This is a genomic window from uncultured Corynebacterium sp. (genome assembly GCF_902782855.1).
Lineage (GTDB): Bacteria > Actinomycetota > Actinomycetes > Mycobacteriales > Mycobacteriaceae > Corynebacterium.
The window spans coordinates 1-9,071 of the sequence record NZ_CACZOO010000362.1 but is presented as its reverse complement, the minus strand read 5'-3'; the positions used below and the strand labels follow the sequence as shown (position 1 = coordinate 9,071).

Annotated in this window: 6 protein-coding genes and 1 pseudogene; 2 read left to right on the top strand and 5 right to left on the bottom strand. The window is 67.3% G+C overall.

The window, feature by feature from the left end; genetic code table 11:
- Positions 1 to 130 precede the first annotated feature (130 nt).
- From QZV72_RS14555 to QZV72_RS14545, 3 genes are all read right to left on the bottom strand, one after another.
- Complete coding sequence (locus QZV72_RS14555) at positions 131 to 829, bottom strand: response regulator transcription factor (RefSeq protein ID WP_297009444.1); 699 nt, start codon at positions 827 to 829, stop codon at positions 131 to 133.
- 64 nt (positions 830 to 893) lie between these two features.
- Positions 894 to 3,167, bottom strand: a complete 2,274-nt coding sequence (locus QZV72_RS14550; RefSeq protein ID WP_297009443.1) for a hypothetical protein — start codon at positions 3,165 to 3,167, stop codon at positions 894 to 896.
- A 420-nt stretch (positions 3,168 to 3,587) separates the two neighbouring features.
- Positions 3,588 to 4,175 (bottom strand): hypothetical protein, encoded by a 588-nt coding sequence (locus tag QZV72_RS14545; protein WP_297009442.1) that lies wholly within the window; start codon positions 4,173 to 4,175, stop codon positions 3,588 to 3,590.
- 287 nt (positions 4,176 to 4,462) lie between these two features.
- Between QZV72_RS14545 and QZV72_RS14540 the strand changes: the two genes are divergently transcribed.
- Both QZV72_RS14540 and QZV72_RS14535 read left to right on the top strand, forming a co-directional pair.
- A complete protein-coding gene (locus QZV72_RS14540) occupies positions 4,463 to 5,770 on the top strand; it encodes a phosphatase PAP2 family protein (protein WP_297009440.1) in 1,308 nt (435 codons plus the stop codon).
- Positions 5,767 to 7,464: an alkaline phosphatase gene (locus QZV72_RS14535; RefSeq protein ID WP_297009439.1), complete on the top strand. Its 1,698-nt coding sequence runs from the start codon at positions 5,767 to 5,769 to the stop codon at positions 7,462 to 7,464. The genes QZV72_RS14540 and QZV72_RS14535 overlap by 4 nt, the downstream gene beginning before the upstream one ends.
- Before the next feature lie 51 nt (positions 7,465 to 7,515).
- Here the strand turns inward: QZV72_RS14535 and QZV72_RS14530 are convergent, their stop codons facing one another.
- The gene (locus tag QZV72_RS14530; RefSeq protein WP_297009437.1) at positions 7,516 to 7,947 is read right to left on the bottom strand and encodes a hypothetical protein; all 432 of its coding nucleotides are present in this window, start codon (positions 7,945 to 7,947) and stop codon (positions 7,516 to 7,518) included.
- Between the two features lie 209 nt (positions 7,948 to 8,156).
- Positions 8,157 to 9,071: pseudogene (locus QZV72_RS14525) on the bottom strand (hypothetical protein); the annotation flags it as partial.

Here is a 9,071-nt window from a genome sequence, read left to right as displayed (position 1 = left end):
TACGTACCCGTCGTGTATCTACCCCGGCGTGTCGTCAGCGTTCATACTGGTCACAGGCTCACGAGACGACTTTGACGGAGCCCTGGGAACGACGCCACCCCGACCTATCCCACTCGACTATCCGATCCGCCTAACCGATCACCGGGTCGGTCGGCCCGGGCAGGTAACCGTCCTCCTGTGCCGCGAAGACCAGGTCGGTCTTCGTCTGAGCGCGACGCCCCACCGCCTCATACTTCTGCTTGATGCGCTTGAGGTAGTCCTGCACCGTCGCCGCAGTCAACCCGGTCATCGACGCCACCCGCTTCGCCGGCTCACCGGAGGCGTACAACTCCAGCACCTCCTGCTGACGCGGTGAGAGATGCACCTCCTGCCAGGGCACGTGCTCGTCACCGATCTGGTATCCGACCGGGTCCCCGTCAATGACCGCGGCCCACTCCGTGGTCGTCACCGGACACCCGGCCGCCGCATCCCGCATCGCCGCGAGCAACGCCTCCGCACACTCCGACTTCGGCATCATCCCCAACACCCCGGCGCGCAAGGCACGGCGGACCAGGAACGGACTCTCCAGGGACGACAGCACCAGGATGTTCGGGGTCAACGCGTGAAGCCGATCGACGTTCACAGCAGGATCGGAATCGTCCCGCAACCGCAGGTCCAGAACCACAAGATCCACATCCTGGTCACCGTCCAGTTCGGCGAGCAGGGCATCCACCGTGGAGAACATGCCGACAAGTTCAATGTCGTCCGCTCCCTCCACCACGGACGCCAACCCACGCAACGACAACTCATGGTCGTCAACGGCCGCGATACGAAGTGTCGGTGCAGGCATAACGCCACATTAGCGTGACAGCGTGAAGATCAGCAGGACGACATAGATAGTAAGGGGGATGTCACTAAACCGTCGCCGTGTCTCCGGGGACCGGGAACCGCCGTGACCCGTCGCCGTCGGTCACCGTCGCGAACGCCGAACGCCCCGGCGGCAGCAGGCGCACCGTCACCCGCGCACCGGGCTGCGCGGCGTCCACCGCAGTGACGAACTCCCCGAGCAGCAGCTCCACCGCCTTCTCCGCGTCCGGCTGACCGGGGTCGCCGCCCTGACGTCCGGTGAGGTCGTCGAGGAGCAGGACGGTGACGCCGCGCAGGCGGGCGTCCCGCACGGCGTCCCGCAGCGCCGGGGCGTTGAGCAGCGGCGACCGGATCATGTCGCGCAACCCCAGCTCGGTGAGACGGGCGCGTCGGGCGAGCGCCGGGGAGATCTCCCCCGCACCGTTGACCGCGGTGAACACCGGTCCGACGGTGGCCTCCAGCAACCGGAGGTTCTGCGCACGCTGCTGGGCGGACTCCTCCGCGACCGTCTCCTCCTCGACCGACCGACGCAGGCGCTCCTGGGCTGCGGGGACGCGCCACACGACGGAGTACAGGCCGAAGTTCACGATCACTGCGGCGACGACGATGAGGGACGGGCCGGTCAGCGAGACACCGGTGAGCCCCGCCGACTGCTCCGGGGTGACACCGGTGAGGTCGAGGACCTGCAGGGCGGCCGCACCGGCTGTGACAGTGCCCAGCGCGTACCAGGGGCGTCGGGCGACGGCGAGCATCGCGGCGAGCAGTGCGACAGCGGCGAGATGCCAGCCACGCAGCCATCCCTCCGGTCCGTCCGGATGCTGCCACAGGCCGACGACGATCGCGGCGACCAACAGCACCGGGACGAGCTGCGCGCGGTGGTGCTGCAGCGGACTGATCTCCCCGTAGATGAGGATCACCGCCGCGACGAGGAGCAGGGTGAGGGTGGCGAGGGTGGCCGGGGCTGCGAGCGGTCCGTTCGCCGCCGCCATCGCCACGAACAGGGCGGCGTGGACGGCCGTGGAGACGTGGAAGAAGACCGGGTTCATCGCCAGCGTCCCCTCGAGGTCGGAGCGGGCCATGATATTGGCGACGGGGGCGTCGGGGCCGCTCTCCTCCGGCGGCTCAGGGTCGTTGACGCCGCTCCAGGTCAGTTCGGCGGTCGTGCCGGCACCCGGGGTCGAGGTGATCGACGCTCCCCCGCCGTCGACGGCGTCCATCCTGCCACGCACGGAGATACGCAGGCCGGCGGCGGTCTGCCGCACCTCGTCAGGGTCGAAGCCGGCACCGTTGTCGCAGTACCGGATGGTCACCTCCGCCGCGCCGATGACGACGACGCACCGACGCCGGGTGGCTCCCGCAGCGTGGGTCGCGGAGTTCCGCGCCAGCTCGCTCAGTGCCAGGACCATGGGGGACGCCACGACCGTGGGGACCGGTGTGGCGTCCCCGGTGACGGTCACGTCGACGGCGCAGTCCGGGGTGACGCCGGTGACCGCGAGGCCGACCGCCTCGGCGAATGTCTGGGGTGCGACCTCCGCACCGCCCTCGAACAGGGAGGTGAGGGAGAGGTCCGGGAGTGCCTCGGGCTTGTCACCGCGGGCGACGGCGGAGAGGTTGGAGAGGACGTTGTCATGGACGAGGGCGGTGAACTTCACCATCTCCGCGGTGCGGGCCCGGAGGCGGGCCGCGCGGACACTGTTGCGCCGGGCGGCGTCCTCGGTGCGGTCGACGGTGCGGCCGATGTGGAGGGCCGCGGCAGCGAACTGGGCGAAGTACTGACCGAGGATGACGGAGTAGCCGACGTAGGCGATGAACTGCACCGGGGCGGTGAAACCTCCGGTGACGGTGTTGACGGCCGCCGTCACGCCGACGGTGACGCCCGTGAAAAGGAAGGCGGTGCGCATCGACACGGTGACGGCGAAGGCGGTGGCGGGAAGGGCGCAGAAACCCGCGAACCAGAGGCCGGGGTTGCCGCTGTCCTGGCCGGTGTCGGGACGTGCGAGGAGGAGAAGGAGTGACGCGACGAGGGTGGCTCCCGCGTAGCGCAGACCGGTGACGAGGGCCCGGCGGGTGCCTCGGACCCAGGCGGCGATGAGTGCGGTCTCGGCGCTGGCGAAGATCAGGGCGGTGGTGATGACGTACCAGTTCCCGACGACCCAGTTGCGTTCGGTGCCGTCGGTGCCGTCGGTGGCGCCCGGTCCCCCGTCCACGCTGAGACCGGGGGCGAGGGCGAAGAACAGCCACAGAGGCCAGGTGCACATGATCGCCAGGGTGGCGATGCGCATCATGGACGCCTCGACGGAGACCTGGGTGCTGGTGCGCATGGCGCGGGTGGTGCGTGTTCTCCGCGCCTTCGGTCGTCGACCCGGTTTTGCCGCGTGCGGGACCGACGTGCGCGCAGACCGGGCCACAATTCTCACCTCTTCAGCGTAAGGCCCGGATAACTCCCCGTCAGCAGGCTCGTCACCCCCGAATTCTGGGGGCGTTGCGGAGGTTCTCGGGGTGTCAGCGCATCCTCGGGCGATCGGGGATCATCAGAGAATCACGGTTCAACGGGCTTTTGCGCGAGTTTCTCATGACGCTGGGTCTGTTCTCATGACGCCACGACGAAGACGCACGGCCGGCAGGTCGATACTGCCGGTCATGCACTTCTGGTTATCGGGTCAGCGGAGCGTCGTCTGCCTCGCCGGAGGTGTCAAGTGGTGTCGGAGGTGTCAAGTGGTGTCGGATGTCACCAGCTGGAGTCAGTTGGTGACGGTGAAGGTCTTGGTGGTGGACTTGCCCGAGACCCGGTCGAGGATCTTGATGGAGTAGGTACCGGCCTTCTTGTAGGTGGGAGTTTCATGCGTGTACGTCGCACAGTTGGCGGTCTTGTAGGTCGCCTTGTCGGTACCCGGGAAGGAGATCTCCATCTGGCACTTGTTGCCGGTGATCTTCCCGTTGGACCAGTCCCGCGCCTCCCACCGGACGTTGGGCCTGAAGCCGAGAGAGTAGATGTTCGGTCCAAGTTCACGACCGTCGTAGGTGCTCAGGCTGCCACTGATCGACGCGACACCGTTGGAGCCGGCGCCGGTGCCGCCGCCGGTGCCGCCGCCGGTGGAGCTGCCGTCGGCGCCGATGAGGTCGAGCAGGCCGTTGGCGCTGCCTACGATGCCGCTGATGTCACCGGGGATGACCTGGTTGAGGATGGGGCCGAGGCCGTCCGGCACCGGAACGTCGACGACGGAGCTGCCGAAGTCCACGCGGACGTTGTCGGCGGACGCCGGAGCGGCGGACATGCCCAGGGCGATGACACCGACGACCAGTACGGCACCTGCTGCCTTCTTCTTCATGCTGATTTCCTTTTCTCCAGAAACGTGGGGAAGAACGAATGTGGAAAGGTCGCGCGGACCGCACGGCATCTTCCAACTGCCGTAAATATAAAACGTCTCCGAAAGTCATTCCAACACAGAAAAGGCCCCCAATTACTGCTACACGTTTATGACTCCATACCTTAAAATTAGTGTTCGCCGTTACCATGCGTCACTTGCGTACCTTCAGCATCACGTTCCGAGGATTTCATCAAGTGTTCATGTGGACACCTCCTGCGCGCCGGACACGGCAGTTAGCGTGAGAATCCGTGAACCCCCGATCCCGACTGCTCCCCGCGACGCCCTCCCTGACGGCGTCCGCCCTCATCCTCGCCACCGCCACAGCGCTGACGGCCGTCCCGCAGGCGGCGGCACAACCGGCGGTCCCCGCAGCCCCCGCCCTTCCCCAGCAGGTCAGCGACCTCCGGGAGCAGTACCTCCCCGCCCCGCTCCCCGCGCTCCAGCACCCCGGCGCGCCCGTCCCCCAGCCCTTCGGCCCGGACTCCTACGTCGGATACATCTCGGACGTCAGCTCCTACCCCGGCGGCATCTACCACCAGGTCATCGCAGGTTTCGACGACCTGCGCAACAACCACCCGGACACGATCGCCGCCAACCTCGACACCGTCGTGGAGATCAACAACACCGCCTCACCCGAACGCGTCGCGTCCGCCCAGGCCGACGCCCGCGTCGATGACGGCGACATGCTCGACAACTTCGCCGACGCCTTCGGCAGCGTCCTCGCCCCGCACCTGCGCACGGCCATCGCCGAGAACCGGCTGCCGAAGACCCGCGCCCTGCTCGACTCCGGCTACCTCTCCCGGGTGCAGGGGATCGCCGCATCCACCTTGGTGGAGAAGGAGATCTTCAACAATCCACGGCCTTTCGAGGTCGCCCCGGACCGCATCGTCCACCACAACGACACCAGTGACGAGGACTACTACGCTCTCGGGGGCTCGGCGTCCTTCCCCTCCGGGCACACTAACCAGGCGGTGCTGGTCACCACGCTGCTCGCCACGCTTCTGCCTGAACTCGCTCCGCAGCTGCTCGCCCGCGGATCGGATGCCGGGGAGAGCCGCGTCGTCATGGGTGTGCACTACCCCCTCGACGTCATCGGCGGACGCATGACCGGCAGCGCGGCCGCGGCCGACCGGTGGAACGACCCGAAGATGCGGGACGCCCTCACCCGGGCAGGCGAGGAACTGCGCGGGGAGCTGGAGTGGCGCACCGGTGAGCCGCTGGCCGCCACCGTCGCCGCCCAGGCCAACTACCGTAGTGACGCTGAGGCGGCACGGTCGTACGCTGACCAGGGGACCTACGGTCTCGCCTCCGTCTACTCCGCCGGGGCCCCGATGATCGTCCCGCAGGCCGCGCCGGACCTGCTCATCAACTGTTTCCCGAACCTGACCTACGATCAGCGCGCCGCGGTGCTGCGGGTGACCGCACTGCCCGCCGGTTCCCCGCTGGACGACCAGGGCTCCGCGGGGTCATGGCAGCGCCTGAATCTCGCCGCGGCCTCCGCCGCCCAGGTCAGCACTGACGGTGGCGTCCTGACGGTGAACGGGGTGCCGGCGTGACGCGGTTCAGTCGACGCGGATTCCTCGCCGGCGCAGCCGCCCTCGGAGCTGTGGCCCTGGCTCCTCGGGCGGACGCGTCCGCCACAGGCCCGGCGTCGGAGTCGGGGGCGTTCCTCCACTCCGTCGCCTCCGGCGATCCTCTGCCGGACGCCGTGGTCCTGTGGACGCGCGTCACCCCGACCCCGGACGCCACGCCCGGCTCAGGGCTCGGTGAGCCGACCACGGTGCGCTGGGAGATCTCCGGGGCCGAGGATTTCTCGGGTGCGGTCTCCGGGGAGGTGCGCACCGATGCGTCCGCCGACCACACGGTGAAGGTCGACGCCGCCGGCCTGGCCCCCGCCACCGACTACGTCTACCGTTTCACCGTGCTCGACGGCCCGGCCGCCGGTGAAGTCTCGCGCACCGGTCACGCCCGTACCGCCCCGGCACCGGGGACGGATCCGGGTCGGCTGCGCTTCGGGGTGTGCTCCTGCGCGAACTACGAGGCCGGGTACTTCCGCGCCTACCGGGACATGGCTGACCGCCCCGACCTCGAGTTCACGCTGCACCTCGGCGACTTCACCTACGAGTACGCCACCGGGGAGTACGGCGGGGCGTATGACACGACCGTCCGTCGTGTCCAGCCGCCGAACCGGACCGTGACTCTGGCGGACTATCGCATCCGGCAGGGCCACTACCACCGGGATGTCGACCTCGCTGATCTTCTCGCCGCCAAGCCCCTCATCGCGATCTGGGACGACCACGAGTTCGCCGACAACAACTGGCGCGACGGTGTCACCGGCAATTCCTTCGAACCCGGCGACGACTTCGCCGCCATGAAAGCCGCGGCGACACAGGCGTACCTGGAGTGGATGCCGGTGCGCGGGCTGCCGCTGCAACGTCATCTGCGCTACGGGACGCTCGCCGAGTTCATTATCCCTGACCTGCGGTCCTTCCGAGATGAACAGCAGGAGATCCCCGCCGCGTGGCGGGGTGGCGACGGTGCCGGGGCTCCGGACCGGACGATGATGGGTCGCAACCAGGCCGACTGGTTCACCGATGTGCTCAGTTCGTCGGACACCCGGTGGCAGCTGATCGGCAACGAGGTGATGTTCGCTCCGATGACACTGCCGAACACCCTGGACCCGCGGATCCACGACTGGCTGGTAGACCAGATCGGACTGCCGTCCGACGGGCTGGCGCTCAACGCCGACCAGTGGGACGGGTACATGGCGGAGCGGCAGCGGATCATTGACGTGATCGGTGGTGCAGGCGGGACCGGCGGCACTGCGAAGCCGGGCGTCGTCTTCCTCACCGGTGACATCCACTCGTCCTGGGCATCCGACATCCCGGCGCACGCGGGTGACTGGCGACTGGGTCGGAACCGTCAGGCCGTGGCCACGGAGTTCGTCACCCCGTCAGTGACGGCGTCGAGCGCTTTCGACGGGATGGCGTCCTCCCCGGCGTTGAAAGAGCCGGTCCTCGCGGTGCTCGGCACCGGTGAGGAGATTCTCACGCGGGTCGACGACTGGTTCCGGTACGTCGACCTCACGCGGCACGGGTACATGGCGGTGGACGTGGACGCCGACCGGGTCCACGTCGACTGGCACCACGGCGACGTGCTCACCGCGGATGCCCCGCTGGCCTGGTCGACGAGTTTCATGGCCGTCCACGGGTCACCGGGCGCGGTGCCGGCGCCGGGGCGGTTGGGGTAGCTGGAGCGGTTGAGGTAACCGTCCCCGCGCAACCGGCCCAGCGCAGTTCCCTTAGCGCGTGTAGGTGTTGAGCCGCCCGGTGTCCGCCACCGGCGCCTGCGCCCCGTCGTCCCAGTTCACGACGTTGACGTCTCCGTAGACCTCGAAGCGGGTGATCGTGGAGGCGAGCACGGTGTTCGTGTCGCCGTTGATGACGAGGTGGTCCATCTCGTCGACGTTGACGGTGTTCGTCGTTCGGTCGATGGTGAGCTCACCCCAGTGCTCGCCGTTGATGCTGTTGTTCGCGCCGGTCATGTGCACTTCGCGGGCGTTCGCGATACTCCCGCCGAGGTTGCTGGCGGTCACGGTCACCACACCGCACTCCCCGTCGATGATCGGGAAGGCGTTGTCCTCGGTGATGGTGATGTCTTCCCCGCCGACGCAGATCGTGCCGGTCGAAGCGGCGCGGGAGGTGGAGTTTCCGGAGGACGACGCCGCATCCATCGCGGGCTGGCCGGCGGGAGTGGCTAATGTGTCAGCCGGCGTGTTCGTCGCGATTCCGGTCCCGGTGCACTGTCCCGCGTCCCACCCCAGACGGAGCGGACACTGCGGTAGTGAAGACCGGCGCGCTCCCTGTGCTGTCATCGCCGGTGTCGCTACCGCAGGCGACAAGTGCGGCGGTCAGCGGGGAGAATTCCCGCTCCATCGACCGGTCAGAACTTCGGCAGGCCCGGGATGCTCGGCAGCGAGATGATGCCCGAGTTCAGCAGCCAACCGATGAGGCCGCCGATGCCAGCCAGAAGTCCGGCACCGCCGAGCAACGCGAGAAGCACTCCCGAGTCCCCTGAACCACCGGGGAGAGAACCCGTGATGTCGGAGCTTCCGGGAAGCGAGCCGGAGTTATCGGGATTTCCCGGTTGGTTCGGGTTCGAACCACCGCCGTCCGGAATGACCTCATCGGGACCCACCACGGTGAAGCCTGACCCGTTGATGGTGTAGTCGATCTTCGTCGGCATATTACCGTTGGCTGGCGTTACTTTACTCCAGAAGATGATCGACGCAGCACCACCCTCGGCCATATCACGGTCGAGCGTACAGGTGAGCTTTCCGGAATCTTCCTTACAGTAGCCGAGCGGCCCGTCGGTCCCGTCACCTGTCACGATGTCTCTGATTGGCCATCCTTTGTCAGGATCGTCCTGACCACCAAAAATCCCACCCTGACCACCCCAAATGCCACCGGGCTCCAATGGGTCGACGTTAGAGGGATACCCAATAGTGAAGCTGTCCCCAGCCTTGGGATTATACACACCATCGTTATTGCCAGACATTCGTTCCCGAGGAGGGTATACCCCGAAACCTCCTAAAGCGACAGTATCTCCAACGTTTACCGATTCCGGATATACAGCAATATTCTCCTCAGTGACGGGCGCGACGCACCCACCAGTATCGCCGCCGTACTCCGCCGTTAAAGTTTCACACATATCGAGAACCAGGAACTTGTCGTTTCGGTATGCGGAGACCTTGCTCGGAATATTCTCCTCATCCCCCTGGGCAGCCACCATCAGCGAGCGCGCGTCCTCAACGTTGGCCGTCGGCGGGGAAAGCTCCTCCGCATTCGCGGTCAACGG

Bases quoted from the DNA above. Each gene is read 5' to 3' on its own strand.
- QZV72_RS14555 (WP_297009444.1), bottom strand. From the start codon at position 829: ATGCCTGCACCGACACTTCGTATCGCGGCCGTTGACGACCATGAGTTG.
- QZV72_RS14550 (WP_297009443.1), bottom strand. From the start codon at position 3,167: ATGCGCACCAGCACCCAGGTCTCCGTCGAGGCGTCCATGATGCGCATC.
- QZV72_RS14545 (WP_297009442.1), bottom strand. From the start codon at position 4,175: ATGAAGAAGAAGGCAGCAGGTGCCGTACTGGTCGTCGGTGTCATCGCC.
- QZV72_RS14530 (WP_297009437.1), bottom strand. From the start codon at position 7,947: ATGGATGCGGCGTCGTCCTCCGGAAACTCCACCTCCCGCGCCGCTTCG.